Here is a 24,921-nt window from a genome sequence, read left to right as displayed (position 1 = left end):
ATGACAGAACAGCATCCACAGGCCGACCAACCGGTAATTTCCACGCCCACTCCTGCCATCAAAACAGAGGAGGCTATTCCATTGCGCCAACCCGGAGGCAACGGCAATACCCTATTGACCGTGCTGGTGGTGCTCGCGGTACTACTGGGCGGCTACAGCTTCTACCGCACCATTTTCCCCAGCCGCTCCGCTGGTAGCATCACTGTAGTCGATTCAGACCGTCTGGCAGCCGCCTACCTACAGGAGGCATTGGCCAATATCCAATCCGACAACCCATAGCAAGCTCAGCAAAAATTGTCAGCACAGCTGGCCGGTATCCAAACCAAATTAGATGAGTTAGCAGCTGACGGTCGGATACCTGAAAACAATAACAGCACGCATTGTAAATAAGCATACCCGTTCCGACAACCGCCGCCGCACTTGGAGGCTTTGTCTAAAAAATGTACAATTCCCAATTTACAGCAGTTCAGCTTTATGCAAATCGGCCCCTACACTGTTTCCCCCGCCGTGGCGCTCGCGCCGATGGCCGGCATCACCGACAAACCGTTCCGCATGCTGGCGCGGCAATTCGGCGCCGGCTGGACGGTGGGTGAAATGATCAGCAGCAATCCTGATTTGCAAAACACGCGCAAAACCCTCAACCGCATCGACCGCAGCGGCGAAAGCGGCGTGATTGCCGTGCAGATTGCCGGCAGCAACCCGGCCCAAATGGCCGAAGCCGCCCGCTACAACGTGGCACAGGGCGCGCAGCTTATCGACATCAATATGGGCTGCCCGGCCAAGAAAGTGTGCCAAGTGCAGGCCGGCAGCGCCCTGCTGCAAAACGAGCCATTGGTGGCCGAAATTTTAAATGCCGTGGTGCGCGCAGTGGATGTGCCGGTTACGCTCAAAACACGGCTGGGCTGGCACGACGAACACAAAAACATCCTCACCATCGCCCGCATGGCCGAAGACGCCGGCATCGCCGCCATCGCCATCCACGGCCGCACCCGCACGCAAATGTATCGCGGCCAGGCCGAATACGGCCTGATTGCCGAAGCCAAATGCCGCCTGAGCATTCCCGTGTGGGTGAATGGCGATATCGATAGCCCGCAAAAAGCCGAGTGCGTATTGGCCGAAACCGGCGCCGACGGCGTGATGATCGGCCGCGCCGCCCAAGGTCGGCCTTGGCTGTTCCGCGATGTGGCGCACTACCTCGCGCACGGCAGCCTGCCGCCGCCGCTGCCTTTTCAGGTAGCCTCCGAAGCCCTGCTCGGCCATATCCGTGCCATGCACGGCTTCTACGGCGAAGTGGCCGGTATGCGTATTGCCCGCAAACACATCGGCTGGTATCTGGCCGACCTGCCGGAGGGCGAGGCCGAACGCCGCCGCTTAAATGCACTAGAAAGTGCCGAAGCACAATACAACGGGCTGGCCGCCTTTTTGGCCGCGCAGTCCGAGCAACACGAATACTGGCCATGCCCCTGGCGGCAGGCCTGAAACACCGCAAACCGCGCTAAGGGAAACTAGCGACACCCGCTGCCGCATCACACACCGGTTTGCCTCCCCGTTTTTACACCACAATAATAAAAGGAGAGCAAAATGCTCCGTCAGAACAGCCATATCACCACTTGCATCGAAAACAGCCTGCAGCAATACTTTACCGATCTCGACGGCCAACCGGCGCACGACGTGTATCAAATGGTGTTGCAGCAAGTAGAACTGCCACTTTTGCGCTGCGTGATGGCGCATTGCGAAGGCAACCAATCCAAAGCAGCCCAAGTGCTCGGCCTAAACCGCAACACCCTGCGCAAAAAGCTCAGCGCCTACGGCCTGATTTAGCCGCCGCGCCATGGCCAATATTTTTCAGGTAGCCTCTTACTCCAAACCATAAGGAACACTAAATGACTCAAATCAGCATCATCATGGGCAGCAACAGCGATTGGGCCGTGATGCAGCACGCCGCCGCCGTACTCAAACAATTCGGCATCGCCTACGAAACCCGCGTGGTTTCCGCCCACCGCACGCCCGACTTGATGTTTGAATACGCCGAAACCGCCCGCGAACGCGGCCTGCAGGCCATTATTGCCGGCGCAGGCGGTGCCGCCCACCTGCCCGGCATGGTGGCCGCCAAAACCACCCTGCCCGTGCTCGGCGTGCCCGTGCCCAGCAAATATTTGCGCGGCGAGGATTCCCTGCTCTCCATCGTGCAGATGCCCAAAGGCATCCCCGTGGCCACCTTTGCCATCGGTGAGGCCGGTGCTGCCAACGCTGCCCTCTTTGCCGCTGCCCTGCTCGCCAACCATGATGCCGCCATCGCGCAAAAACTCGCCGGTTTCCGCGAAACCCAGCGCCAAACTGTGCTGGCCATGGAGCTGCCCGAAGCCGAATAGCTGAACCCCTGATTGCTTAGCCCGTTTGGCCGTGTACTGACTGTGCCCCTGCAGCGGGCTGCCCGGCCTGAAAGAAAGGCTTCAGCTGCAAAATCCACGCTATTCAGGCTACCTGAAAGCAACACCCCACATCCGGGGAAATGGCAATTATTGCCAGATAAAGCCGCACAAACCGGCAAAAACGCAAGGATTGTTCGCCAAAACCGCCAAGCTGTGCCACAATCCACCCACTATCCCACTAACCGAGAACCCGCCATGACACAAGAAACCGCCTTGGGAGCCGCCCTCAAATCTGCCGTGCAGACCATGAGCAAGAAGAAGCAAACCGATCTGATTGCCGACCATATCTACGGCAAATACGACGTATTCAAACGCTTCAAACCCCTGGCCTTGGGCATCGACAAAGACCTCGTTGCCGCCCTGTCCCAATACGACCCCGCCCTCATCGCCCGCGTGCTTTCCAACCACTGCCGCCGCCCGCGCTACCTCAAATCGCTGGCACGCGGCGGCAAGCGCTTCGATTTGAACAACCGCTTCAAAGGCGAAGTCAGCCCCGAAGAGCAAGCCATTGCCCGGCAGCACCCCGCCGTACAGGAAATGCTCGCCCGCCAAGCCGCCAAGCAGGCCGAACAACCGGCTGCCGAGGCTGAAGCCGCCGTCGCCGAACAGCCCGCCGAAGCCGCAGCGGAAACTGCTGCGTCCGCCGCAAAAACCCCTGCCGCCGAATAAATCCACAGCCCATAAAGGCTACCTGAAAGCTGAACAGCGTCGAGACTGCCATTGACTGTTTCGACTGCATCACAATTTCGCTTTCAGGTAGCCTTTAATCCATTTCGTTTTCAACGAAGGCATCTATAGTGGAGTGGATTAACAAAAATCAGGACAAGGCGGCGAGCCGCAGACAGTACACACGTTACGGCAAGGCGGGCCAACGCTGTACTGGTTTTTGTTAATTCACTATATCTGGTGCGCCGCGGCTATTGCCGCCTACCTTGGCGCAGGCAAATTCATCCGATGGCAGCCGTCTTTTTCAGGCCGGCCAACCCCTATCTTCCCGCATCCAAGTTAAACGGAATCGGATCGGGGATTTTGTTCAAATCGTAAATATCAAAGTCGATAATCCGCTCTTTCCCGTTCCACCGCAATTTGCGCGACGGGGAAGAATGTTCGGCCAAAACCTTATCCAAGGCGGCACGGCGCTGGCCGACGGGCAGGCGGTATAAGGCCAGGGCCGCGTTAAAGGCGCGCTGCTGCATGGCGGTGTCTTGCAGGCGGGAAACAAAGGCATCAAACGAAGGTATGGCCTGATCAACGTACCGGCAACCTACGCTGTTGCTCAGGCACGCCCATTTCTGGGCAAACGTTTTGGCAGTCGGCTGCGGCCACTGCGCCTTTTGGTCTGCCCGCAAAACGGCAGTAGCGGCAGGTTTGCAGAAGGCGGCATAATGCGGCGCGGCCATGGCCAAACTGTGCACCGCATCGAAACGCGGCAAAACCAACAGCACGAAATCGTCGGCGGCATCGCTTTGTTCTCCGCCCAAAGCCATCAATTCCCGCCATTCCTGCACCTGCATCAGTTGCTGTCCGTTGCCTTCCAGTTTTATGGACAGGTTGATAGCCATGCGGAATTCGTCCTTCATCGCCACACAGAGGCTTTGCTCCCGCTCGGCCAACACCTCGAACATGCCGCCGCATTCGGCGGGCAGGCGGTTGGCCCATTCGGGCTTTTCATACAGCATTTGCGCCGCCAGGCCGGTGTTGCGGCGGATAAGGACGTTGCCGATCATGGGGTAAATCAGGCCGGGGCGGCTGTGCAGCAGGCTGCGGCCGGTTTTGATGTTGCGGCAGACGCGCCGCCAGGCTTCGTTTTCCCTGCCCTGCGCCCAATCCAGCGCGGCAAGGGTATGGCTGATGGCGACAAACTGAAAACGGGGCAGGCGTATTTCGATCAAATCGTCCTCGTTGTTCGGCCAGTCGCGCGGGGCGAAGGTGTCGTAATTGGCCAGATTATCCACATTGGCAAACAGTTCGGCCTGTTTTGCCGCCTCGGCACGGTATTTCGGCAGGTTCGCGCGGATTTCGGCCAGGTACTCCTCCGCCGTGCCGTTGAATTTCAAGATGTCGTTGGATGGCGACAGGTATTTGGCTGCCAACTCCGGATATTTCGCCGAAGCATCGTTATCGTATTGAATGGCTTTGCCGAAGCGGCGCATCAAATCGGCGCGTTCGTCATCGCTGGCGGTGCGGTATTCCAGCAGCCACAGCGCGTCTATGCCGTTTTTCACGGACGGCGGCGGCGCAGGCGGGGCGGCCAGCAAGGCCAAGTCGGCTTCGGCAGCACGGATTTCGCGCTGTTTCAGCCATTCGGATACGCCATACAGGATGGCAACGGCAGCCAAAATCAGGATGAGCACACGCAGCGGGCGTTTCAATAGGCGTTTCATTCGGTTTCCTCGGCACACAACGGAGGGGATTATATCGGAGGCAGGCGGCTTTAGGGGGCTACCTGAAAACGGCCTTTCGGTTTCAGGTAGCCCTGATTCGGCATAGCCGGCATGCGGGAAATTGATGCACGTTAGCCCATCAATCTCTCCGGCAAGGCCTGATACAGCAGGCTTCGGCCGCCCTACCCGTGTATCTGTCCCGGCGATAACCGGTTTGATAAAGGGCTACCTGAAAGCTGCTGTCCAGTTTCAGGTAGCCTCAACCCGATGGGTATGGAAAGGGTTTTAAACCGCCTCCCTGCTTTTTCAGGTAGCCTTTCCAAACGGCAAAACAGGCCGGATTGCTCCGGCCTGTTTCCCTTCGTATCCCAACTAAGCCGCCACCGGCTGGTTGCGCAGCAGGCGGATAAGTTTGGCGATGCGTGCTTTCATTTCGCGGCGGTCCACAATTTGGTCGATGGCGCCTTTTTCCAGCAGGAATTCGGCACGCTGGAAGCCTTCGGGCAGCTTTTCGCGCACAGTCTGCTCGATCACGCGCGGGCCGGCAAAACCCACCAGCGCATTCGGCTCGGCCAGCACCACGTCGCCCAAAAAAGCGAAGCTGGCAGAAACGCCGCCCATGGTCGGGTCAGTGAGCACGGAAATAAAGGGCAACTGTTTGTCGCTCAACAGGTGCAGCACGGCGCTGGTTTTGGTCATCTGCATCAGCGAGCTCAGGCCTTCCTGCATCCGCGCCCCGCCGGAAGCGGCCACGCAGATGAAGGAGCAGCCGTTTTCCGCCGCCGCACGCACGCCGCGCACGAAACGCTCGCCCACCACCGAGCCCATCGAGCCGCCGATAAAGCGGAATTCAAACGCAGCCACCACCACGGGCAGCCCGTCCATTTCGCCTTTCATCACCACCAAGGCATCGTTTTCGCCGGTGGCTTTGCGTGCCGCGCTGAGGCGGTCGGGGTATTTTTTGCTGTCTTTGAATTTCAGAATATCGGTGGGCTTCACCTCGGCGCCGATTTCTTCGCGGCCTGCTTCATCTAACAGCAGATCCAGCCGCTCGCGGGCGCTGAGCGGATTATGGTGGTTGCACTTGGGGCAAACTTGGTGGTTTTGTTCCAAATCGGAGGCATACAGCACTTCAGAGCAGGCCGGGCATTTGCGCCACAGGCCTTCCGGCACGCCGGATTTGCCGCTGTCTTCGCGTTTGATTTTCGGGGGGAGGATTTTGTCGAGCCAACTCATGGCTTGCTCCTTTGTTAATAATTGCCGAGGCAGAAGGCTACCTGAAAACGGACAGCCGCCATCATAGCCTTTGCCGGCCGCCGGCTCAAGTTTTAACTTTGCCAAAGTTTACGTTTGGTTTTACGCTTTCAGGTAGCCTTAAATGGCTTCTCTCAAGCTTTTCACCAACTTGCCCGCGGCTTCTACCTCGCGGCCGGGGTTGGCTTCGATTTCTTTCACAATGCGGCTGCCGATCACCACGCCGTCGGCCACGGCGGCGATTTGCCGCGCGCTCTCAGCATCGGAAATGCCGAAGCCCACGCAAATCGGCAGCGGCACATGGCGGCGCAGCACAGCCACTTTTTCCGCCACTTCGGCAGTGTTCAGGCTGGCCGAGCCGGTAACGCCTTTGAGCGATACGTAATACACGAAGCCGGAAGCCAGCTTGGCAATTTCGGCCATCCGCGCCTCGCCGGTGGTTGGGGCAACCAGGAAAATGGTGTCGAGCCCGGCGGCTTTGAGCGCGTTGTGCAGCGGAGCCACGGTTTCAATCGGGCTGTCCACCGTGAGTACGCCGTCTACACCGGCCTCTTTAGCGGCACAGGCAAATGGCTCATAGCCCATTTTGTGAATCGGATTCAGGTAGCCCATCAGCACCACAGGCGTGCTTTGGTTGCTTTGGCGGAAGCGGCGCACGGTTTCCAATACGTCTTTCAGAGTAACTCCGTTGGCCAAGGCGCGTTCGGCCGCACGCTGGATGGTGGGGCCGTCCGACATCGGGTCGGAAAACGGCACGCCCAGCTCGATGATGTCCGCGCCGTTGGCAGCCAGGCTGTGCATCAGCTCCAGCGTGGTTTCAAGGTTTGGGTCGCCGGCGGTGATGTAGGCAACCAAGGCTTTCTTACCGCTATTGGATTGGAAGATTCTTTTCATAGTGTTTATTTCTCGATTTGTTTATTTCTCGATTCTCAGGCTAAGGCTACCTGAAAACGTTTCATCAAAACATTGGTATGCACCCAGGCAAACCAAGCTACCATACTTTATATTCCCCAAAATGAACACCCATTTGCTGCACCAAGGTGTTGTGCAGCGCATCGCGTTGGGCGGTTTCGTTTGGCGTGGCATCTTTGGGCAGGTTGAATGCAGGCAGTGCCCAGTCTTTCTTATCATGGAATTTCACGCGTTTGCTTGCTTCGCCATCGAAGATAACCACGAAATACCGCTTTTTAAAATTCACGCATATGCGGTATTCAAAATATTCCCTACTTAATATCTTTTCCGCTTTTGCCCGCTCTTTGCCGTTTTGCCACATCAACCATATCCCGACGGCAGCCGCTGCAAGCAGCGCGATGACACCGCCAACATTTCCAAAAAGATTCAACCCCAAAGACACGAGAATAAAGGCCAGCAGCAATGCCTGCATTACCGCCATAAAATAGACTTGCCAGCCGAATTGTTTTTTTATCCACTTCCGATAATCGTCAAGATTGGCAATCGGTTCGTAAACTGCCCACGAAATTTCGGCTTTGCCTTGCGCCAGCTCAGACTGGACTTGCGTTAGGGTATCTCTTGCGGTTTGGTTGAAATCCATGTTTTGTCCTTTTCATGCTACCTGAAAATCGGAAAGGCAGCCTGCACCCCGTCAGTTCTTCATCGACTGCACCGGCGCGGGAATGCGTCCGCCGCGGTTCACGAACACTTCGCAGCTTCCTTCCTTCACGGGCATAACCGGCGCGTAGCCCAACAGGCCGCCGAAATCCACGCTTTCGCCCACGCCTTTGCCGGTAACGGGAATAATGCGCACAGCAGTAGTTTTGCTGTTAATCATGCCGATGGCGGCTTCGTCGGCGATGATGCCGGCAATCGTGGCGGCGGACGTGTCGCCCGGTACGGCCACCATGTCCAGACCCACGGAGCACACGGCGGTCATGGCTTCCAATTTGTCGAGCGTCAGGATGCCGCTTTCCGCCGCCGCAATCATGCCTTCGTCTTCCGACACGGGGATGAACGCGCCGCTCAGCCCGCCGACGGCGGAAGAAGCCATCATGCCGCCTTTTTTCACCGCGTCGTTCAACAGCGCGAGTGCGGCGGTGGTGCCGTGCGTGCCGCAAACGGTCAGGCCCATGGCTTCCAAAATGCGGGCGACGGAATCGCCGACGGCGGGTGTGGGCGCGAGCGACAAATCCAAAATGCCGAACGGGATACCCAGCATTTTCGCCGCTTCCTGCCCGATGAGTTCGCCCACACGCGTGATTTTGAACGCGGTTTTCTTCACGATTTCGGCGATTTCGGTCAGGTTTCGGCTGTCGCAGTCTTTTAAGGCAGCCTGCACCACGCCGGGGCCGGACACGCCCACGTTGATAATCGCGTCCGCTTCGCCCGAGCCGTGGAACGCGCCCGCCATGAAGGGGTTGTCTTCCACCGCGTTGCAGAATACGACGATTTTGGCGCAGCCGAAGCCTTCGGGCGTGATGTCGGCGGTGCGTTTTATCGTGTCGGCGGCGAGTTTCACCGCGTCCATGTTGATGCCCGCGCGCGTGCTGCCGATGTTGATGGAGCTGCACACGATGTCGGTGGTTTTCATGGCTTCGGGAATGCTGTTAATCAGCACGCGGTCGGCGGGCGACATGCCCTTCTGCACCAGCGCGGAAAAGCCGCCGATAAACGACACGCCGATGGCTTTTGCCGCCTTGTCCAGCGTCTGCGCGATGGAAACATAGCTGTCCGCGCCCGTGGCCGCCGCGATTTGGGCGATGGGCGTAACGGAAATGCGCTGGTTCACAATCGGCACGCCGTATTTGGCGGACAAATGTTGCGCCGTCTGCACCAGGTCTTTGCCGATGTGGGTGATTTTGTTGTAGATGTTTTGGTTCAGCGTGTCGATGTTCGGCGAAATGCAATCGTGCAGGTCGATACCGATGGTGATGGTGCGCACGTCGAAGTTTTGGTCGGACACCATGCGGACGGTTTCTAAGATTTCGGTAAAGCGAAGGGACATTTTCAGGTAGCCTACAAATTAAATCCGGTGCATGGCGTTGAACAAGGCTTCGTTCTGCATGCGGATATCCAAGCCCAACTTCTCACCGGCTTGGGCGAACACGCTCAACATTTCTTCACGGCTTTGCGGGCAGCGGCTGGTGTCCATCAGGATAATCATGGTGAAATATTCGCCCATAAGCTGCTGGCTGATATTGAGGATGTTGATTTGGTGTTCGGCCAAGAGTTTGGATACGTCGTAAACGATGCCGATGCGGTCTTTGCCGATAATGGTGAGTATGGAATGGGGGTTGGGCTGGGGCATAGTCATTCAATTTCCGTGTAAAAATTTGAGGCCTTTGCGAAGTGCCGCTCTGCGGTGTGTTCGCAAAGGCCTCTAGGATATAAGCATAAAACAGTGGCCGCGCTCAATCATCCTGTTTGCCGTTTTCCTCGGCATCGGCCACCATCTGTTCAGCGGCTTCTTGGGTGAGGGTGGCGAAACCGGCAGGCAAATCCAGTGCTTCCAGCGTGGTTTTGCCGGTGGGTTTGTCGGCCATCTCGGCAAATGCCTGCCGTAGGGCTTCTTGCTGTTCGGCAAAATCGGGATGCAACACCACCATATGCGTTACGGCGGCAAAACTGCTTTCCTGCAAAACGCGCAGTTGCTCAAGCGTGCGCTTGCTCATGTGGGCATAGGTGCCGGCCGGAAAGAAACCGGCCTGTGCCTGACCTCTAATCAGGGCGGAGGCTGCCTGAGGGAAGGTGGCGGCTTCTTCGATTTTAAGCTGTTCCACATCCAACCCGGCCTGTTTCAACAAACGCAGGCCAAGGCAGCGGATATCGGGATTGGGGCCGGTTTTAATCAACGCATCAGCCGGCAGGTCCTCCATTTTTTGATATTCTGATTCGGCGGATACGGCCACCACGGCTTCATCAAATTTATCTTTCAGGCACACCAGCGGCAAATAGCCTTTGTCTTTGATCAGTGCCACGGCATCAAAAGCATTGGCATAGAGCATGTCCATTTTCCTGGCATCGGCCAGCTCTTGTATTTCTTCAGTATTAGCAGGCAGATGCAAATGGATGGAGAGTTCGGTTTCGCGCTGTAAATGGCTGCTGAGCAGATACCAATGGCTGAAGTGGTCTGGCAGGTAGTCCGGCGCCACCACAAAATTGATTCCAACTTGTTGTATCATAATACGTTTTCCTTATTTTTGTTGGGCAATCCCTGTATTCGCAACAAATGAGGAAGTGTGTTTGTGTTTCGAAATTAAATTGAGGCTACCTGAAAACTTAGAAACTCAAACATCAACCGTATTCCAAGCGCCCTACTCCTGCCTGCCCCCAAACGACAGGGGCAAAAAGAGTCATTATCGTTCTAATGTAATTATCTTACCACCTTTACCTACGATAAAAAACCACCTATATAGGTGATTTTTTCCTGGTATAGATTCGGGGGAAGCAGCGTCAGGCAAAAGTTTGCTGTCGATATTGAATGTTCTCAGCCATATTCAGCGCTTATATAGTGAATTAACAAAAACCAGTACAGCGTTGGCTCTCCTTGCCGTACTGTCTGCGGCTCGCCGCCTTGTCCTGATTTTTGTTAATCCACTATACCCGGCAGCATACGGCAAAGGCTACCTGAAAATGCAAAAAGAGCCGGCTGTTTTAGCCGACTCTTTGAAATTTGGTGGAGGTAAGCGGGATCGAACCGCTGACCTCTTGCATGCCATGCAAGCGCTCTACCAACTGAGCTATACCCCCAAATTTGGTGGCGAATCAGGGACTCGAACCCCGGACACAAGGATTATGATTCCTCTGCTCTAACCAGCTGAGCTAATTCGCCGCTCATTCAGAAAGTGCGCATTATACGGCTTTCTTCAATTCTGTCAAACCCAAAAACACACTTTTTTGCTACAGCCTGATTTATATAGATAACTAATTCTCGCGCTGCTTTTGCAAAATCCAAACAGGCCGGCATTCTACTCGCCGGCCCGTTGGTTTGGAGCATCAATCCGCAAACTGTTTCTTCATTCGCTCGCGCCGCTCTTGCGCTTCCACCGATAACGTAGCGGTGGGGCGGGCAAGCAGGCGTTTGAGGCCGATGGGCTCGCCGGTATCAACACAATAGCCGTATTCGCCTTCATCAATCTGGCGCAGCGAGGCTTGGATTTTACTCAACAATTTGCGCTCGCGGTCGCGGGTGCGCAACTCCAGCGCGTATTCTTCTTCCTGCGTGGCGCGGTCGGCCGGGTCGGGAGCGGCCTCGTGGTTTTGCAGGTGGCCGGTGGTATCGGCCGCCTTTTGAATCAGTTCGTCTTGCAGCTTAACCAGCAACTCACGGAAGAAAGCCAGCTGATCGGCATTCATATATTCCTCTTCCGGGCCTTTCCAGTTGATGATGTCTTGCTCGGTTAGTTTTGCCATGAGTTTTCCTTTTGTGAAATTCTACCAACCGCCCCTTCCCGCCAGCGGCTGCTTCTTTTATAAAAAGGCGGAATATAAAACAGCCGCCAGCTTATGGCAAGAGCAAAAAATTCAAATGCATGATAATTGCCGGTAGCCCCCAGCCAATCCAGCCCCACAGCAAAATTGCCAACAGGCTACCTGAAAAATCCCAGCGGCCGATACGCAAAAAGGCAAACGGGCGGCACAGCGGCTCATACACACGGTTGAGCACCGCCACCAGCGGCGAATACGCCTGCGATAAAGACAGTACCATGCGCCACAACAAACCGCCCAGCAACACATAAGCTGCCGAACGCGTAAGGGCGAGCGCAGCAAGCAGCACATCCGCCGCCGCGATCGGCCAGCTGAACATCCCTGCCGGCAGATTGATGAGTGACAACAACAAATACAACACTACATACAGCAGCCAGGCCGCCAAAATACAGGCGCTGTCCAAACCGCCCAAGGGCGGCAGCAGGCGGCGCAGCGGTTTCACCAGCCAGTCGCTGCTGCGACAGCAAAACTGCGCCAGCGGATGCATATAGTTCAAACGGCTGTATTGCAGCAGGCAGCGCGCCAACAGGAGCATGGCCAGCGCATCGGCGAGCAGGACGACAAATTGATTAAACATACCACCCTATTCCGCCAACTGCTCGGCCAATTCCTGCGAACGCGCCACGCAAGCAGCCACGCCCGCGCCAATCGCTTCGGCCACACCGCGTGCCTCAAATGCTTGCAACGCAGCATAAGTCGTGCCGCCTTTGGAAGTAACTTTTTGACGCAAATCGGAAAACTCTTCCCCGCTCTGCTCGGCCAGCCGCACTGCACCTTGGAAGGTGGCCAAGCTGAGCTGCCGTGCTTCTTCCGCATTGAAACCCTGCTGCCTTGCGGCGTTTTGCAGCGCTTCAAGCAAGTAGAACACATAGGCCGGGCCACTGCCACTGATACCAGTGATGCGGTGCAGGCCGTCCTCACTATCCAGCCACAGGGTCTGCCCGCTGGCACGCATAATGCACTCGGCCAGTTCACGGTCGGTTGCAGATGCGCCGCTGTCGGCAAACAAGCCGGCCACGCCCTGCCCAACTTGCGCCGGCGTGTTCGGCATGATGCGTACGATGCGGCGCGTGCCGCCCAGCCAGCGGCTCAAGGCCATACACGGCAGCCCGGCGGCAATCGACAACACCAGCGCGCCGCCCGTTTGCACCTTTTGCAGCGCCGCTTGCATATCTTGCGGCTTCACCGCCAGCACCAGCACGTCGCTATCATTCAGCGGCGGCAGCTCGGCAGCGGTGGCGATACCATATTGCTGCGCAAGCGCGGCCAGCTTGTCGGCACTGTAATCGATGGCACAGATATCGAAACCGCCAGCGCGGCTCATGCCGGCGATAATGGCAGAGGCCATATTGCCTGCGCCGAGAAAATAGATGGTCATGATGTTTCCTTATGTGGTGGTTTGAAAGTTTCAGGTAGCCTTTCCAACCAACAAAAGGCTACCTGAAAGCTTTATTCGCTATAAGTGCGCTGCCCGAAAATGGCGCTGCCGATGCGCACATGGGTGGCACCGCAGGCGACGGCGGTTTCCAAGTCCTCCGACATGCCCATCGAGAGCACGTCCACATCCAGCCCCTGCGCCTGCAGGAATTTCAGCAATTCGTTCATGCGGCCAAACTGCTGGCGCAACTCTTCTTCGCTGCTGCCCAGCCGTGCCACACACATCAGGCCGCGCAGTTTCAGCCTGGGCAAAGAGGCTACCTGAAAAGCCAGCTCACGCAGCGTTTCCTCTTGCGGCGGCACGCCGTGTTTGACGTCTTCGCCGCCGATGTTCACTTCAATCAGCACTTGCAGCGGCGGCATGGTTTCCGGCCGCTGATCGCTCAGGCGGCGGGCGATTTTTTCGCGGTCGATGGTGTGCACCCAATGGGCGCGTTCGGCAGCGATGCGGCTTTTGTTGGATTGGATATGGCCGATGATGTGCCAGCAGATGTCGGGAATATCGGCCAACTCGCTGCTTTTCTCTTCAAATTCCTGCAGATAATTTTCGCCGAAATCGCGCTGCGCGCTTTTTTGGCACAACAGGCGTACATCGGCGGCGGGGAAGGTTTTGCTCACCGCAATCAGTTCGGGCTCGGGGCGGCCTGCCGCCTCGGCGGCAGCCCAAATACGGGCGCGCACGGCGTGCAGGTTCATGGTTAGCACTCTCATCATTTTTCCTTTTCATCAAATAATTCGCCGGGAATTTTGCACACGGGGATGGGCTGGATTTTGTGCAGCGTGGCGCGGTGCAGGCGTTGGTAAATCTCAAATACTTCGCGCTCGCGGCCGGCAAATTCTTCAGCGCGGCGGCCGGCTTCGCTTTGCGCCATCGCCCATTCCAACTCGGGATAGCTAGCGCCCATCTGCTGCTCGTCGGTGCGCTCTTCGTCCCACAGCCCGTCGGTAGGCGCGGCTTGGCGGATGGCGGGCAGCACCTCCAAGGCTTCGGCCAGGGTGTATACCTGGGTTTTGAGCAAATCGCCGATGGGGCTTAAATCCACGCCGCCGTCGCCGTATTTGGTGAAAAAGCCCACGCCGAAATCTTCCACCTTATTGCCCGTACCCGCCACCAGCAGGCCGTTGATTTGGCCGTAGTAATACAGCGCGGCCATACGCAGGCGGGAGCGGGTGTTGGCCATGGCCAGGTTTTTATTGTCGGCGGCCGTGTTGGCTACGCTGCACTCGAACTGCTCGAAAGTGGGGGTTAAATCCAACGTTTGGCTGCGCACATTCATAAAACGGCGCTGCAAATCGGCGATGTGTTCGTTGGCCCGCTGCAACTGGTCGGCCTGCTGGCGGATGGGCAGCACCACGCACAGCACGTCCAACCCGCTGTGCGCGCACAGGGCAGACACCACGGCGGAATCCACCCCGCCGGAAATGCCCACCACAAAACCTTTCGCGCCCGCGCACACGGCATAATCGGCCAGCCAGCGGCTGATGTGTCGGATAACAGCTTGGGTTTGCATCATGTTTTTCCTATTTTGATGAGCCACCAACGCATAATTCATTAGCAGCCTGTTGGATATACGTGCTTAATGAAGCCAGGCAGGCTTCATCGGCAATCTTTTCATTCTCTTCCAAATATAGTGGATTAACAAAAATCAGGACAAGGCGGCGAGCCGAAGACAGTACACACGTTACGGCAAGGCGAGACAACGCTGTACTGGTTTAAATTTAATTCACTATAATAATACCGCCCCAGCGAATCGCTCACATCCACCCTACACTGCAAAGTTGCCCGGCTTAACTCCATCTCGAGCACCACTTCATCGTTACCGACATTTTTCAGGTAGCCTTTCCGCAGCAGCAGGCTGAGCAGAATCCTTATCGAACTCAGGCGCACAAAAATATCCGCATCAATCTTCAGCACCCGAACATCGGCCGAAAACTCATCGCGCCATTTGATGATGTGCGCCAACAATTCTATCTCGCCCATTTGCCATCCTTCGCCCGGTTGCACGGCAGCGGGTAATATATCGCCAATCCGCCCAAAAGCCAAATAGCAAGCCCGGCCCGGCAATCCGGCAATCTGCTAAAATTCTGCGTGGGCTACCTGAAAACCGAAGCCTCAGCGTAATCACAATGAACGCCGCAGCTTTCTGCGCCGCCCAAACTGAAAGAATGCGGCTTCCGCCACCGGCAAACCATAGGGTACTTCTTTTCCAAGCTCACCGGCGAAACGCACACCGCCCTGCTATACGCATTAGCCACCGCCCCCCATTTTCAGGTAGCCTACATCACACAGCAAAGGAACCCCATGCGCAATCAGCCCCCGCAACAAATCCGCCTAGAAGCCGACCGTCAAAGCCTCGTCTTGGTTTACCCGGATGCCGGATACACCCTGCCAGCCGAATACCTGCGTGTATATTCCCCCAGCGCCGAAGTGCGCGGCCACGGGCAGGCCAAACTGCAAACCGGCAAAGCCGGCATCAGCATCACCGACCTGCAGCCTGTCGGCAACTACGCCCTCAAAATCACCTTCTCCGATGGCCACGACAGCGGCCTCTACAGCTGGGGCTACCTGTATGAATTGGCAAGCGGATACGCTACAATGTGGCCCGATTACCTGCGCCGCCTTGAAGAAGCCGGCGCTTCCCGCGAACCTACCGAACAAACCCTTGCTATCCCGAAAGGAAAGAAATGTCCGCATTAAGCCGCACCCTCCCCGCCCTCATCGCCGCCTCCGTTTTACTGCTGGCCGGCTGCGATAAAGTTGCCGACAAAGTTGCCGACAACGCCGCCGGACAAATCGACGACCAAAAAGCCCGCAGCGAATTCGTGACCAACTGCGCCAGATCTGCCGTGGAATCCTCCAAAGGCTCACTCAACGACGTAGCGGCCACCAAACTGTGCGGCTGCACCTACGACCAAGCCGCCTCCACCTACAGCAGCTCCGAAGAGTGGAAGAAAGACCTCATCCGCTACGGCCTGAACCAAAACAATAAAGAGCTGGAAGCTAAAATCCAAGCCGCCATGACCACTTGTATCGACCGCTTCTCCAAAGGCCAGCTGTAACCCTTCTGCAGGCTACCTGAAAGCACGCTATGTCCACCAAACCCGCCCTCCTCGCCTTAAGCTTCTTGCTCCTGGCCGGCTGCGACAAAATCGCCGACAAAGCCTCCAACCAACTACTTGATGAGACTAAAATCCGCAACGGCTTCGTATCTGGTTGCGCCGAAAATGCAAATAGATCCTCTAAAGGTACCATTACCCTTGAGACCGGCACCAAACTATGCAATTGTGCCTACGATGAAGCTGCCGCCACCTACAGCGACCGCAACCAATGGAAGCAAGACCTCGTCCGTTATAGTATAAAGCACGACGATAAAGCCTTCGAAAACAAACTCAAAGCTGCCATCAACAGCTGCGTTGACCATTTTTCCAAAGGCCAGCCCTAACCTCCACCACCAAAGGCTACCTGAAAGCACCATAATGACCGACAAACAAACCCATTTCGGCTACCGCACCGTAAACGAAAGCGAAAAAGCCGCCAAAGTGGCCGAAGTATTCCACTCCGTCGCCAAAAAATACGACATCATGAATGATGTAATGTCCGGCGGCCTGCACCGCGTATGGAAACACTTCACCATCACCACCACCCGCGTGCCCAAAGGCGGCAAAGTGCTCGATATTGCCGGTGGCACGGGCGACCTCTCGCGCGGCTGGGCCAAACGCGTGGGCAAAGACGGCGAAGTCTGGCTCACCGACATCAACTCCTCCATGCTCGGCGTGGGGCGCGACCGCCTGCTCAACGAAGGCCTGCTCCTGCCCGTGGCCGTATGCGACGCCGAAAAACTGCCCTTCCCGGATAACTATTTCGACCTCGTTTCCGTATCCTTCGGCCTGCGCAACATGACGCACAAAGACGCCGCCCTCAAAGAAATGTACCGCGTGCTCAAACCCGGCGGCACACTCTTGGTATTGGAATTCTCCAAAGTGGCCAAACCGCTTGCCCCGGCCTACGACCTCTACTCCTTCAAGCTCCTGCCGCTGATGGGCAAACTCATCGCCAAAGATGCCGACAGCTATCAATACCTGGCCGAATCCATCCGCATGCATCCCGATCAGGAAACCCTCAAACAAATGATGCTCGATGCCGGTTTCGACAGCGTGGACTACCACAATATGAGCGCCGGCATCGTCGCCCTGCACAAAGGCGTGAAATTCTAACGGTTGGCGGTAAGCTGCAAATACAGCGGATCAGATGCAGGAAAGGAACGAAACGGCAGGCCGCAAACGGTGCAGCTGGCACAATGGGGCTGGCCGGTGCAGCCGCATACTCAATCTTAATCCGCATATAAGGCTACCTGAAAACGGACAATGTTTTCAGGTAGCCTTTTTCCTTCATGATGCCTCCAGCCTGTAAATGAATATTCTTGAAGCTTAATTTCCCTGCCAATCAATCAGTTGATCTGCCAATTAACACTTATCTAATCTAATTAGAAATTGTTTGCATTTTGCATGCCTGCAAGGCATAATCCGCCCCGATATGAATTTTTGTAAAGGAACAGTCGGCGATGCTGATTGCTTTTTTGATTATGCTGCGCGAGGGCATCGAGGCGGCTTTGATTGTGGGCATTGTGGCCGGCTTTTTGAAACAGGGCGGCTATCGGCATATGATGCCGAAAGTGTGGCTCGGCGTGGTGCTGGCGGCGGCAATGTGCCTGTCTGCCGGTTGGTTTATTTATAAGAAAACCGGCGAGATTCCGCAGAAGCAGCAGGAATTTGTGGTGGGCGTGATCGGCTTGGTGGCCGTGGCGATGCTCACTTATATGGTGCTGTGGATGCAGAAGGCGGCCAAGTCGATAAAGCAGCATTTGCAGCAGTCGGTGAGCGATGCGCTCAACCGCGGCAACGGGCATGGCTGGGCGCTGGTGGGCATGGCCTTTTTGGCGGTGGCGCGCGAAGGCATGGAGAGCGTGTTTTTCCTGCTGGCGGTGTTCAACCAAAGCCCCACCGCGGCCATGCCGCTGGGCGCGGTGCTCGGGCTGGCCGCTTCGGCCGTGGTGGGTTGGCTGATTTATCAGGGCGGGGTGCGCATCAACCTGGCGCGTTTTTTCCGCTGGACGGGCGTTTTCCTGATTTTTGTGGCCGCAGGCCTCACTTCCGGCGCGTTCCGCGCGCTGCATGAGGCTGGCGTGTGGAATGTATGGCAGGTGAATCCGTTTGATTGGTCTTCGCACACGCCACTGGATTGGTCGCACGTTTTGCATGAAGACAGCCCGCTGGGCGTGCTGCTCGGCGGTTTCTTCGGCTACACCGACCATCCGGTATTGTCTGATTTTATTCTTTATTTCGCTTATCTAATTCCCGTATTGTTCCTGTTTTTGCGCGGCAGCAAGCCGGTTGCCGCACCTTCCCAAACCAGCTAGTTTTTTGCATCTGAAAGGTTAAATTATGAAGAAACTGAATATTACCGCCTTGGCCGTATTGGCCGCCTTTGGCTTGGCAGCCTGCCAGCCGCCGGCCGCCGAACAGCCCGCCGCACCTGCCTCCGGCACCTCCAGTGCTTCTGCCGCTTCCGGCGCAGCCGCCACTGCCAATGCCGACGGCAGCTTCAATATTGCGGTAAACGACCACGCCTGCGATCCGATGGAACTTACCGTGCCCAGCGGCCAGGTGGTGTTCAACATCAAAAACAACAGCACCCGCAAGCTGGAGTGGGAAATCCTCAAGGACGTGATGGTGGTGGACGAGCGTGAAAACATCGCCCCCAGCCTGAGCGATAAAATGACCGTCACCCTGCTACCTGGCGAATACGAAATGACCTGCGGCCTGTTGAACAACCCGCGCGGTAAGCTGATGGTAACCGACAGCGGCTTCAAAGAAGTGGCCGGTGAAGCCAATATGGAAAAACTGGCCAAACCTTTGGCCGACTATAAAGTATACGTACAAAACGAAGCCGCCCAGCTGGTGACCAAAACCACGGCTTTCACAGAAGCCGTGAAGGCCGGCCGCACCGAAGATGCCAAAGCCATGTTTGCCGACGTGCGCACCCACTACGAGCGCATCGAGCCGATTGCCGAGCTGTTTAACGAGCTCGACCCCGCCATCGACTCCCGCGCCGACAGCTTCAAACTCGGCGAGAAAGACGAAGGCTTCGGCGGCTTCCACCGCATCGAGCATTCTTTGTGGGCACTCAATACCACCAAGGGCATGGAGCCCGTGGCCGACAAACTCTTGGCCGACGTGCAGAAGCTGAAACAGGAAATCGACATCCTCACCTTCCCGCCGAGCAAAGTGGTGGGCGGTGCCGCCACGCTGATCGAAGAAGTGGCCGGCAGCAAGATTACCGGTGAGGAAGACCTCTACAGCCATACCGACCTGAGCGATTTCCAAGCCAACGTAGAGGGTGCGCAGAAGATTGTCGAGCTGTTCCGCCCGATGATTGCCGAGAAAGACCAAGCCCTGTTGGATAAAACCGATGCCAACTTCAAACAGGTAACCGACATCCTCGCCAAATACCGCACCGAGAAAGGCTTCCAGCCCTACGACAAACTTAGCGAAACCGACCGTAAAAACCTGCAGGCACCGATTAACGCCCTGGCCGAAGATTTGGCCAAACTGCGCGGCATTCTCGGTTTGAACTAAATGCAAGCCACCGTGTTTGATTGAGGTGGATGAAAGATTTTCAGGTAGCCTGTATTCAGCGTAGAGGCTACCTGAAAATTTAATCACTCATCAAAACAGCATCTATCGCCAAACAACCCGTTCCCGGCAGGAGAAAAACATGAGCCACAACGAACACCCCCAATCCCCGTCCAAACGCAATCTATTCAAAGGCCTCGCCGTTGGCGCCGCTGCCGCCGGGCTGGCTGCTTGCGGCCTGAGCAGCAATGGTCAAAGTGCCGAAGGCAGCGCAGCGCAAAACAGCGGCGGCAGTGCCGATCACCATTCCGATCAAAGCTTCCCTTTCTACGGCACGCACCAAGCCGGCATCACCACGCCCCACCAGCAATTTGCCATCATGGCCGCCTTCGACGTGCTGGCCAAAACCCCCAAAGAACTCGAACACCTCTTCCGCGCCATCACTGCCCGCGCCGATTTCCTCACCAAAGGCGGCGAATTGCAAGACGGCGACCCCAAACTTCCGCCGCAGGGCAGCGGCATCCTCGGCAAGGTCATCAAACCAGACGGCCTCACCATCACGCTCAGCGTGGGCAACAGCCTGTTTGACGAACGTTTCGGCCTCGCCCCGCACAAGCCCAAACACCTGCAGGAAATGAAAGACTTCCCCAACGACAAACTGCAGCGCGAATGGTGCGACGGCGACATCAGCATCCAAATCTGCGCCTTCAGCCCCGAAACCTGCCAAAACGCCCTGCGCGACCTGATTAAAAACACCGCCCAATTTGCCGTTATCCGCTGGAGCATCGACGGTTTCCTGCCCAAAGCCGAGCCCGGCGCGCTGGCCGCCCGCAACCTATTCGGTTTCCGCGACGGCTCCGGCAATCCCGATGTATCCAAGCCCGAAACCGCCGATGCCGTATTGTGGAGCGGCGTGGCCGAAAACAGCAAAGACGAACCGACCTGGGCCAAAAACGGCAGCTACCAAGCCGTGCGCCTCATCCGCCATTTCGTAGAGTTTTGGGACAGAACCCCGCTGCAAGAGCAGCAAACCATCTTCGGCCGCGAAAAATACAGCGGCGCCCCGCTGGGCATGAAAAACGAAGGCGACATTCCCAACTACGCCTCCGATCCCGAAGGCAAAACCCTCCCTAAAGACAGCCATATGCGGCTCGCCAATGCCCGCGATCCCGAATTCATGAAGCGCCACCTGCTCTACCGCCGCCCCTTCGACTATTCGCGCGGCCTGGCCAAATCCGGCCAGCTCGATGTCGGCCTGATCTTTATCTGCTACCAGGCCAACCTCGACGACGGCTTCATCTTCGTGCAGAAACTGCTCGACTTCGAACCTCTGGAGGAATACATCAGCCCCTTCGGCGGCGGCTACTTCTTTACCCTGCCCGGTGCGGAACAGGGCGGCTACCTCGGGCAGAGCCTGTTGGCCAATGTGCTGGCGTGATTGAAGGTGCGGATGGCTTGTCCGCAAAACAATGCCTGCTTGAGCCTGGCTTGCAGCGATGCAAGAAAGCGGATGAGCCGTCCATACTTCGCTAAGCCACTAAATATTTGAGGCTACCTGAAAAATAAAACCCGTCTGCTGGTGCAAACGGGTTTTGTCTTGTTCAGGTAGCCTCGGCGAACCGAAGTAATGTTTCATCTCAAGCAGACCAACTTATAGTGAATTAAATTTAAACCAGTACAGCGTTGGCTCGCCTTGCCGTAACGTGTGTACTGTCTGCGGCTCGCCACCTTGTCCTGATTTAAATTTAATCCACTATAACTTTCGCTACCGCGAGGGTTTGCCTTGCCATACTTCTGTCTGCCTGCTGCTCACCGACTTGTATCAAAAGTTCTGTTGACTTGCTAATCAACCGAACAGGCTACCTGAAAGTGGAAATCTGCTTTCAGGTAGCCTGTTTGTTTTCAGGTAGCCTCCTTCGAAGTTCAGCCGCTTTTTTTGCGGGTGCGGGGCTTGCGTTTGGCTTTGGGCCGGGCGGCCTGAGCTGGCTGGCTGTTTTTGCGGCTACGGGTTTTCTTGGCCGGAGCAACGGGAGCGTTGGCCTTGCTTTTGGCAGCAGGTTTGCCGGCGGGAGCTTGGCTGCGGGTTCTGCCTTTGGCTGTGGTAGTTTTCCCTTTGGCTGCGGTTTTTTTGCCTTTGCCGGGCAGGCTGCCACCGCTGATGAGCATGAGGTCGATTTTGCGGGTATCCAAGTCGGCACGGGCTACCTGAACCACAACTTTGTCGCCCATGCTGAAGCGCAAGCCGCTGCGTTCGCCTTCGATGCTCATGGTTTCGGCACGATAGTTGAAGTAGTCTTCGCCCAGTTCGCTGATGTGGACGAGGCCTTCAATGTGGATGTCGTCGAGGGTAACGAACAGGCCGAAACCGGCCATGCCGCTGACGGTGCCGCTGAATACTTCGCCTACTTTGTCTTGCATGTAGTAGGTTTTGAGCCAGTTTTCCACGTCGCGGCTGGCTTCGTCGGCACGGCGCTCGCATTGCGAGCTGTGGATGCCCAGCGCGCTCCAGTTTTCGGCGGGGTTGTAACGGCTACCTGAAAGAACGGCTTTGATGGCGCGGTGTACCAGGAGGTCGGGGTAGCGGCGGATGGGGGAGGTGAAGTGGGTGTAGGCGGGGTAGGCAAGGCCGAAGTGGCCGCTGTTATCCGGCTCGTATACGGCCTGCTGCATGGAGCGCAGGAGCATCACTTGAATCAGCTCGCGGTCGGGGCGCTCGGCAGTTTGGGCGAAGAGTGCGGCGTAATCCAGCGGGGTGGGCTGTTCGCCGCCGCCGAGGGTAAGGCCGAGCAGGCCGAGCTGCTCGCGCAGGGTGGCGAGCTTTTCCGGGGTGGGGCCGGAGTGGTTGCGGAATAAGGCGGGATGCTGGTGTTTCAGCAGGAATTCGGCAGCGCACACGTTGGCGGCAAGCATGCATTCTTCGATCAGGCGGTGGGCTTCGTTGCGCACCACGGGTACGATGCGTTTGATTTTGCCCTGCTTGTCGAAAATCATCTCGGTTTCGGTGGTTTCAAACTCCATCGCGCCGCGCTGGCGGCGTTTTTTGAGCAGAATTTGATAGAGTTTGTAGAGGGTATCGATGTGCGGTTTGAGCGGGTTGTCGCTGCCGTTTTGAATCCAGTCCCACACTTGGGTGTAGGTGAGGCGGGCATGGGAGCGCATCACGGCGGGGTAGAAACGGTAGGATTTAAGGTTGCCGGCGTAGGTGAACACCATGTCGCACACCATGCACAACCGATCCACATCGGGATTGAGCGAGCAGATGCCGTTGGAGAGGCTTTCGGGCAACATGGGAATCACGCGGCGCGGGAAATACACGCTGGTGGCGCGATCCAGCGCGTCGGCATCAATCGCGTCTTTCGGCTTCACATAGTGGCTCACGTCGGCAATGGCTACCACCAGGCGGAAATTGCGACCCTGTTTTTCGGCATACACGGCGTCGTCGAAATCGCGCGAGCTTTCACCGTCTATCGTTACCAGTGGTAAATCGCGCAGGTCTTCACGGCCTTTGAGGTCGGTTTTGCGCACGGCGGAAGGGATTTTCGCAGCGGCTTTTTCGCAGGCGGCGGAGAATTGGTGCGGCAGGTGGTGCTGGCGCACGGCAATTTCGATTTCCATGCCGCTGTCGGCATAGTTGCCCAACACTTCCACCACGCTGGCCACGGCGGGGCGGTGCGCGTCGGGGTAGGCATCGATTTGGGCCACCACCACTTGGCCGGGCTTGGCCTTGCCCACCGAATCGGGTTCGAGCAGGATGCTGTCGGGCAGGCGGCTGTCTTCGGGCGAGAGCATGGCAATACCGCGCTCTATCATGAGCCGGCCAACTACGGTTTTCTGCGCACGTTCAATCACATCGAGTACCTGGCCTTCGCGGCGGCCGCGCCGGTCGGTGCCGGCGGGGCGAACGGTTACCGTGTCGCCGTGCATCAGGCCGCGCATCTGGCGGGCGGGCAGCACAAAGTCGCCCTGGCCATCGGGCGTGAGCGGCACGGCAAAACCGAAGCCGTCTTTATGCGCTTCAACGCGGCATTTCACGAGTGCGAGTTTTTCGGCGGCACACACCATGCCGCGCCGGTTGATGAGGATTTGCCCGTCGCGCGCCATCGCGGTCAGGCGGCGTTCGAAAAAGGGCATTTCGTGCTCGGCGATATCGAGCAGGATGGCTAAAGATTCGGTTTTCAGCGGCACGCCCCTGTCTTCCAGCATTTCGGTAATCCATTCGCGGCTGGGCAGGGGGTGTTCGTAGCGTTGTGTTTCCCGCTGCAAATAAGGGTCTTGCAGGCGGAGCGAGGTTTTCTTCTTCATATATAAATTGACAAGTGGAAAATTGGCGCTATAATGCGCGTTTCTTGCATAAGGAGCAATGCACTTTACCGCAAAGTTCGATTAAAGCAAAGCCCAGGTGGCGGAATTGGTAGACGCGCCAGCTTCAGGTGCTGGTATCCTCACGGGTGTGGAAGTTCGAGTCTTCTCCTGGGCACCACAACTTGCTTTAATTGAAACCGAAACGGAAATTGCTCGCCCAGGTGGCGGAATTGGTAGACGCGCCAGCTTCAGGTGCTGGTATCCTCACGGGTGTGGAAGTTCGAGTCTTCTCCTGGGCACCAAAAAATCAATAATATCCCGCATGGTTTGAACCTTGCGGGATTTTTATTGCTACCTGAAGGTGGCTGACCCATCGCGCCATTACCAATCCCGAAGGTTGTCTGTTTCAACACACAGCCGCCCGAAGGCGGCTGGAGCCTCTCTCAAAAGCCTTGCTACATCAGGTTTCGCAGCCCCGATTTCGCCAAACTCCCAAGAAAAGTGCAAACGCGAGTATAACACAGCCTTTTCCGCTACACCCACATTCGCAATATACTGATTGTTAAAGAACAATCTAATTCACCACCCCTACCGCATTTTCATGAGAACCATAGGTTGGCGATTCACTCAATCAACGTATCTTTAAACACATCTACCGCTGGTTTCGCGCCATGGTGTTCCACTTTGCGCCGCCATTTGCTGCCCAGATGGTAAAAGCGCAGGCTATCGGTTTCCGGGTTGTAGGTTTTCAAAAGCTTATCTTTTAAAACAACCCACTGGTCGGGTGCGATATCGCATTCGAAAACTGAATACTGCACGCGCACGCCGTAGTCTAGGCACAATTTCGCTATGCGCCTCAGCCTTGTCTGCCCTTCTATGCCTTCTAACGAAATAACGTATGTAATCAGCATCAACATGTTATACCTCGCGGTTTTCAGGTAGCCTGTAGGAAATCGTCACGTTGTTTACACTTTTTCTACGGCGGATAGCTTTTGTTTTTGCTTGAATGATTCTTAGGCAGCTATCCGTCATTATCA

The 24,921-nt window shown here is 56.6% G+C and carries 27 protein-coding genes and 4 tRNA genes; 14 read left to right on the top strand and 17 right to left on the bottom strand.

Going from position 1 to position 24,921, the window contains the following annotated elements:
- The 5 genes from ELB75_RS06720 to ELB75_RS06700 all read left to right on the top strand — a co-directional run bounded on the left by ELB75_RS06720 (position 1) and on the right by ELB75_RS06700 (position 3,101).
- A complete protein-coding gene (locus ELB75_RS06720) occupies positions 1 to 279 on the top strand; it encodes a hypothetical protein (protein ID WP_126983263.1) in 279 nt (92 codons plus the stop codon).
- Between the two features lie 195 nt (positions 280 to 474).
- The gene (gene dusB, locus ELB75_RS06715) at positions 475 to 1,479 is read left to right on the top strand and encodes a tRNA dihydrouridine synthase DusB (protein WP_126983262.1); all 1,005 of its coding nucleotides are present in this window, start codon (positions 475 to 477) and stop codon (positions 1,477 to 1,479) included.
- A 102-nt stretch (positions 1,480 to 1,581) separates the two neighbouring features.
- Positions 1,582 to 1,821, top strand: coding sequence for a DNA-binding transcriptional regulator Fis (gene fis / locus ELB75_RS06710; RefSeq protein ID WP_049258047.1), 240 nt, complete (start codon positions 1,582 to 1,584; stop codon positions 1,819 to 1,821).
- 62 nt (positions 1,822 to 1,883) lie between these two features.
- Positions 1,884 to 2,372 (top strand): 5-(carboxyamino)imidazole ribonucleotide mutase, encoded by a 489-nt coding sequence (gene purE, locus ELB75_RS06705; protein WP_126983261.1) that lies wholly within the window; start codon positions 1,884 to 1,886, stop codon positions 2,370 to 2,372.
- A 255-nt stretch (positions 2,373 to 2,627) separates the two neighbouring features.
- Positions 2,628 to 3,101, top strand: a complete 474-nt coding sequence (locus ELB75_RS06700; protein WP_126983260.1) for a ProQ/FINO family protein — start codon at positions 2,628 to 2,630, stop codon at positions 3,099 to 3,101.
- Between the two features lie 317 nt (positions 3,102 to 3,418).
- On the opposite strand, the gene ELB75_RS06695 is transcribed toward ELB75_RS06700, so the two are convergent.
- From ELB75_RS06695 to ELB75_RS06625, 15 genes are all read right to left on the bottom strand, one after another.
- A complete protein-coding gene (locus ELB75_RS06695) occupies positions 3,419 to 4,816 on the bottom strand; it encodes a hypothetical protein (protein WP_126983259.1) in 1,398 nt (465 codons plus the stop codon).
- A 372-nt stretch (positions 4,817 to 5,188) separates the two neighbouring features.
- On the bottom strand, positions 5,189 to 6,052 hold the full coding sequence (gene accD / locus ELB75_RS06690) for an acetyl-CoA carboxylase, carboxyltransferase subunit beta (RefSeq protein ID WP_126983258.1): 864 nt from the start codon (positions 6,050 to 6,052) through the stop codon (positions 5,189 to 5,191).
- Positions 6,053 to 6,190: 138 nt separating this feature from the next.
- On the bottom strand, positions 6,191 to 6,964 hold the full coding sequence (gene trpA, locus ELB75_RS06685; protein WP_431306043.1) for a tryptophan synthase subunit alpha: 774 nt from the start codon (positions 6,962 to 6,964) through the stop codon (positions 6,191 to 6,193).
- 97 nt (positions 6,965 to 7,061) lie between these two features.
- Entirely contained in the window at positions 7,062 to 7,622 is a 561-nt protein-coding gene (locus ELB75_RS06680; RefSeq protein WP_126983256.1) for a hypothetical protein, read from the bottom strand.
- A gap of 51 nt (positions 7,623 to 7,673) precedes the next feature.
- Positions 7,674 to 9,029 carry a PFL family protein gene (locus ELB75_RS06675; protein WP_126983255.1) on the bottom strand — a complete coding sequence of 452 codons (1,356 nt, stop codon included), beginning with the start codon at positions 9,027 to 9,029 and terminating at the stop codon, positions 7,674 to 7,676.
- An 18-nt stretch (positions 9,030 to 9,047) separates the two neighbouring features.
- Entirely contained in the window at positions 9,048 to 9,338 is a 291-nt protein-coding gene (locus ELB75_RS06670) for an ACT domain-containing protein (RefSeq protein WP_197478836.1), read from the bottom strand.
- 97 nt (positions 9,339 to 9,435) lie between these two features.
- Entirely contained in the window at positions 9,436 to 10,206 is a 771-nt protein-coding gene (locus ELB75_RS06665; RefSeq protein WP_126983254.1) for a PhnD/SsuA/transferrin family substrate-binding protein, read from the bottom strand.
- Between the two features lie 492 nt (positions 10,207 to 10,698).
- A tRNA-Ala gene (locus ELB75_RS06660) sits at positions 10,699 to 10,774 on the bottom strand.
- 5 nt (positions 10,775 to 10,779) lie between these two features.
- Positions 10,780 to 10,856: transfer RNA gene (locus ELB75_RS06655), tRNA-Met, on the bottom strand.
- Positions 10,857 to 11,020: 164 nt separating this feature from the next.
- A complete protein-coding gene (dksA, locus tag ELB75_RS06650) occupies positions 11,021 to 11,437 on the bottom strand; it encodes an RNA polymerase-binding protein DksA (RefSeq protein WP_126983253.1) in 417 nt (138 codons plus the stop codon).
- A 91-nt stretch (positions 11,438 to 11,528) separates the two neighbouring features.
- Entirely contained in the window at positions 11,529 to 12,089 is a 561-nt protein-coding gene (locus ELB75_RS06645) for a YggT family protein (RefSeq protein ID WP_126983252.1), read from the bottom strand.
- 6 nt (positions 12,090 to 12,095) lie between these two features.
- Positions 12,096 to 12,890 carry a pyrroline-5-carboxylate reductase gene (gene proC / locus ELB75_RS06640; protein ID WP_126983251.1) on the bottom strand — a complete coding sequence of 265 codons (795 nt, stop codon included), beginning with the start codon at positions 12,888 to 12,890 and terminating at the stop codon, positions 12,096 to 12,098.
- 71 nt (positions 12,891 to 12,961) lie between these two features.
- Positions 12,962 to 13,660: a YggS family pyridoxal phosphate-dependent enzyme gene (locus ELB75_RS06635; RefSeq protein WP_164726917.1), complete on the bottom strand. Its 699-nt coding sequence runs from the start codon at positions 13,658 to 13,660 to the stop codon at positions 12,962 to 12,964.
- Positions 13,660 to 14,460, bottom strand: coding sequence for an NAD(+) synthase (gene nadE / locus ELB75_RS06630; RefSeq protein WP_126984230.1), 801 nt, complete (start codon positions 14,458 to 14,460; stop codon positions 13,660 to 13,662). Before nadE ends, ELB75_RS06635 begins: the two co-directional genes overlap by 1 nt.
- A 125-nt stretch (positions 14,461 to 14,585) precedes the next feature.
- On the bottom strand, positions 14,586 to 14,930 hold the full coding sequence (locus tag ELB75_RS06625) for a hypothetical protein (RefSeq protein ID WP_126983249.1): 345 nt from the start codon (positions 14,928 to 14,930) through the stop codon (positions 14,586 to 14,588).
- Between the two features lie 321 nt (positions 14,931 to 15,251).
- On the opposite strand from ELB75_RS06625, the gene ELB75_RS06620 reads away from it, so the two are divergent.
- The 7 genes from ELB75_RS06620 (at position 15,252) to efeB (ending at position 21,020) form a co-directional block, all read left to right on the top strand.
- Complete coding sequence (locus ELB75_RS06620; RefSeq protein WP_126983248.1) at positions 15,252 to 15,647, top strand: gamma-butyrobetaine hydroxylase family protein; 396 nt, start codon at positions 15,252 to 15,254, stop codon at positions 15,645 to 15,647.
- A complete protein-coding gene (locus ELB75_RS06615; RefSeq protein ID WP_126983247.1) occupies positions 15,635 to 16,009 on the top strand; it encodes a hypothetical protein in 375 nt (124 codons plus the stop codon). The genes ELB75_RS06620 and ELB75_RS06615 overlap by 13 nt, the downstream gene beginning before the upstream one ends.
- A gap of 29 nt (positions 16,010 to 16,038) precedes the next feature.
- Entirely contained in the window at positions 16,039 to 16,392 is a 354-nt protein-coding gene (locus ELB75_RS06610; RefSeq protein WP_126983246.1) for a hypothetical protein, read from the top strand.
- Positions 16,393 to 16,426: 34 nt separating this feature from the next.
- Entirely contained in the window at positions 16,427 to 17,164 is a 738-nt protein-coding gene (ubiE, locus tag ELB75_RS06605) for a bifunctional demethylmenaquinone methyltransferase/2-methoxy-6-polyprenyl-1,4-benzoquinol methylase UbiE (protein ID WP_126983245.1), read from the top strand.
- 347 nt (positions 17,165 to 17,511) lie between these two features.
- Positions 17,512 to 18,366 carry an iron uptake transporter permease EfeU gene (efeU, locus tag ELB75_RS06600; RefSeq protein ID WP_064090097.1) on the top strand — a complete coding sequence of 285 codons (855 nt, stop codon included), beginning with the start codon at positions 17,512 to 17,514 and terminating at the stop codon, positions 18,364 to 18,366.
- Between the two features lie 25 nt (positions 18,367 to 18,391).
- A complete protein-coding gene (gene efeO, locus ELB75_RS06595) occupies positions 18,392 to 19,585 on the top strand; it encodes an iron uptake system protein EfeO (protein ID WP_126983244.1) in 1,194 nt (397 codons plus the stop codon).
- A gap of 139 nt (positions 19,586 to 19,724) precedes the next feature.
- Entirely contained in the window at positions 19,725 to 21,020 is a 1,296-nt protein-coding gene (gene efeB, locus ELB75_RS06590) for an iron uptake transporter deferrochelatase/peroxidase subunit (RefSeq protein ID WP_126983243.1), read from the top strand.
- A gap of 485 nt (positions 21,021 to 21,505) precedes the next feature.
- On the opposite strand, the gene rnr is transcribed toward efeB, so the two are convergent.
- Positions 21,506 to 23,884 (bottom strand): ribonuclease R, encoded by a 2,379-nt coding sequence (rnr, locus tag ELB75_RS06580; RefSeq protein WP_126983242.1) that lies wholly within the window; start codon positions 23,882 to 23,884, stop codon positions 21,506 to 21,508.
- Between the two features lie 91 nt (positions 23,885 to 23,975).
- Here rnr and ELB75_RS06575 point away from each other — a divergent pair.
- Both ELB75_RS06575 and ELB75_RS06570 read left to right on the top strand, forming a co-directional pair.
- A tRNA-Leu gene (locus tag ELB75_RS06575) sits at positions 23,976 to 24,062 on the top strand.
- A 37-nt stretch (positions 24,063 to 24,099) separates the two neighbouring features.
- Positions 24,100 to 24,186 (top strand) — tRNA-Leu (locus ELB75_RS06570).
- Between the two features lie 321 nt (positions 24,187 to 24,507).
- Here the strand turns inward: ELB75_RS06570 and cas2 are convergent.
- Entirely contained in the window at positions 24,508 to 24,801 is a 294-nt protein-coding gene (gene cas2 / locus ELB75_RS06565; protein WP_126983241.1) for a CRISPR-associated endonuclease Cas2, read from the bottom strand.
- Positions 24,802 to 24,921: the final 120 nt, after the last annotated feature.

The organism is Eikenella corrodens (assembly GCF_003990355.1).
Lineage (GTDB): Bacteria > Pseudomonadota > Gammaproteobacteria > Burkholderiales > Neisseriaceae > Eikenella > Eikenella corrodens_B.
This window is presented reverse-complemented; position numbering and strand designations above follow the sequence as displayed.